The organism is Gemmatimonadota bacterium (assembly GCA_026706345.1).
Classification (GTDB): domain Bacteria; phylum JAAXHH01; class JAAXHH01; order JAAXHH01; family JAAXHH01; genus JAAXHH01.
The window spans coordinates 1-2,291 of sequence record JAPOYX010000258.1; the positions used below are offsets into that span (position 1 = coordinate 1).

A 2,291-nucleotide genomic window follows, 5' to 3' on the forward strand; every position below is an offset into this window, starting at 1 on the left:
TCAGGCGTATCGCCGCGCGGGCGAGGCTTTCGCCGACTTCGTCGAGCACGTGGGAACCGACTCGTTTGAGAGCCTGATCACAGACCTCTCACTTCCGGTGACGTTTGACGATGGGCATATGCACGAGTTTATCGATTGGAATCAGAATCGGGTCTATAAACTCGAACGCGGCGAAGGCGAGTGCACGGCCTAGACACCCTTCACCAGTCAAACCTGATGCAGATTCGCTGAAACGGAGCGATCAAAGAGTGCAGCATGCACTGCGCTCTTGAGAGCGGCCGTTTTGAGCGTGAATACCGCGTGAGCTTTCATCAGAACGGCGAGGGTATTGAGAGCGTTTCCCGCACGCTACGACTCGATGACCTCGGCAAACGCCTGCATGAACCGCTGCATCTGTTCGAGCGTACCGAGACTCAGCCGAAAGCTGCCGTCAATCACAGGCTTGCCCCGCATATTACGGACCAGGATGCCTTGCTCGCGCAGGGCGCTTTCAACCACCTCGCACTCGCGTGGCGGCCAGACGAGCAGATAGTTGCCGCCCTGCCCAAAATATCGCACGCCCAAACCCCGGAGCTGTTGCGTCACCCACTCCCTGGCGGCGTGGACCTGCTGGACGTACCGTTCGACATAGGCACGGTCGGCGAGCGCGGCTTTTCCGGCAACGACCGCAAAGGCGTTAATATCATAGGGGCCGGTAACGCGGCTGAGCCGACCTACTACCTCGGGCTGGCCAATGGCAAAGCCTAAGCGCAACGCAGCCAGGCCCGCAGATTTGGACAGGGACTGGAGCACCACGACGTTGTCCAGTTCAAGGGCGGCCGGCAGGACCGACTTCTGCGTGAAATCCGCGTATAACTCGTCCACCACAACCAGGGTGTCGGGCGCGGTGCGAGCCAACTCCAGCAAGGTCTGCGGTTCGAGCAGGGTGCCGGTTGGATTGTTGGGGTTACAGATAAAACAGAGCCGGGGCGTACACGTAAGTCGTTCGCGCATGGACTCAAGCGGAAAACTCAAGTCAGCGGGATACAATACCTCATCTTGCTGCATGCCGTGCTGGAGCGCGCACGGCTTGTAATAGCCAAAGGTCGGCGCGGTTGTCAGAAAGGTACTTCCCTTTTCGCCGTAGACATCAAAGATGGTGTGAATTGCCGCATCAACACCGTTAAAGGCTTCCACGTATCGAGCCGGGACGTTGATGGACGCCGCGTACGCCTCGTTCAGGCCGGCATATTCCGGATAGGTCGCATAGGCATCGGGCGGCAGGCGGCGAATGGCCTCAACGACTTTCGGGCTCGGGCCGAGCGTGTTTTCGTTAAAGTCGAGGCGCAGCATGGGCCGCCGCCCTTCAAGCGGGGCAACATAGGGCTCAAGCTGTTCGACTTCAGATCTGGCCTTAATCATGACCCTGCGATCCCGTACTTCCCGCGGCTGCTATATAAAGTGGGGCAGAATATCTTGTCCATAGTGTTCGAGCTGGGACGGGATGTCAGTCGGCGGGCAGATCGGCCGGAGCACGAATTTATCGCAGCCGACTTCGACAAAGCGCTCGGTCTGCTCTACGCACTCCTGGGCCGAGCCGATCAGCGAACGCCGCATGATGGCCTGCGGATCGACCCGCAGGCCATGGAAGAACGGCTCAACCGTTTTCATGGCCGCGGCCCGGTCGTCACACACATGCGTGAAGAGCAGCACTCCGGCCTCACGCGGATCAATCGTCCGCCCGTACTCTTCCCCATACACCCTGAGCTTTTCCATATCGCGCTGAAACTCGGGGGGTGAAGTCAGTGCAGGGAACCAGCCGTCTCCGAGACGGACGACGCGTTTGAGAATCGCGTCACTCTTGCCGCCAATCCAAATGTCGAGCGCGCCCTGCTTTGGTTTGGGCTCAATCGTCACGTCCTCAAAATCGTAGAACTCGCCATGATGCGTGACGTGCGACTCGGTCCACAGTTTGCGCAGGATCTCGATTCCTTCTTCAAGGCGACGGCCGCGGGCTTGGGGTGGCACCCCACACGCAACCAAATCGCGCGGATCGTTGCCGCTCCCGACGGCCATGATCATCCGCCCGTTTGAAAGATAGTCGAGGGTGGCATAGGTCTTGGCCACCTGGACCGGATGGCGCGCCGGCAGGGTGAAGACGCTCGGTCCCATTTTCAGGCGGGAGGTACGACCGGCGATCATGGCGAACAGACAGGAGATGTCCAGGGTAGGGTTGACGGTCACGATATGATCGGACAACCATAACGAATCGAGCCCGGCGGCCTCTGCCGCTGCTGCGCTGCTGCACAGGA

General features: G+C 59.8%; 3 protein-coding genes. 1 reads left to right on the top strand and 2 read right to left on the bottom strand.

The genetic code is table 11. The annotated features are described in order from the left end of the window. The coding region (locus OXG98_18155; protein ID MCY3773933.1) for a hypothetical protein at positions 1–193 on the top strand (193 nt) is incomplete at its 5' end. 155 nt (positions 194–348) lie between these two features. Here OXG98_18155 and OXG98_18160 read toward each other — a convergent pair. Together OXG98_18160 and OXG98_18165 are read right to left on the bottom strand one after the other, a co-directional pair. Further along, entirely contained in the window at positions 349–1,401 is a 1,053-nt protein-coding gene (locus OXG98_18160) for a histidinol-phosphate transaminase (protein MCY3773934.1), read from the bottom strand. A 30-nt stretch (positions 1,402–1,431) separates the two neighbouring features. Next, positions 1,432–2,291: LLM class flavin-dependent oxidoreductase (locus tag OXG98_18165; protein ID MCY3773935.1), on the bottom strand; the 860-nt coding region annotated here is incomplete at its 5' end.

Coding starts and splice junctions, on each gene's coding strand:
- OXG98_18160 (MCY3773934.1), bottom strand. CDS start 1,401: ATGATTAAGGCCAGATCTGAAGTCGAACAGCTTGAGCCCTATGTTGCC.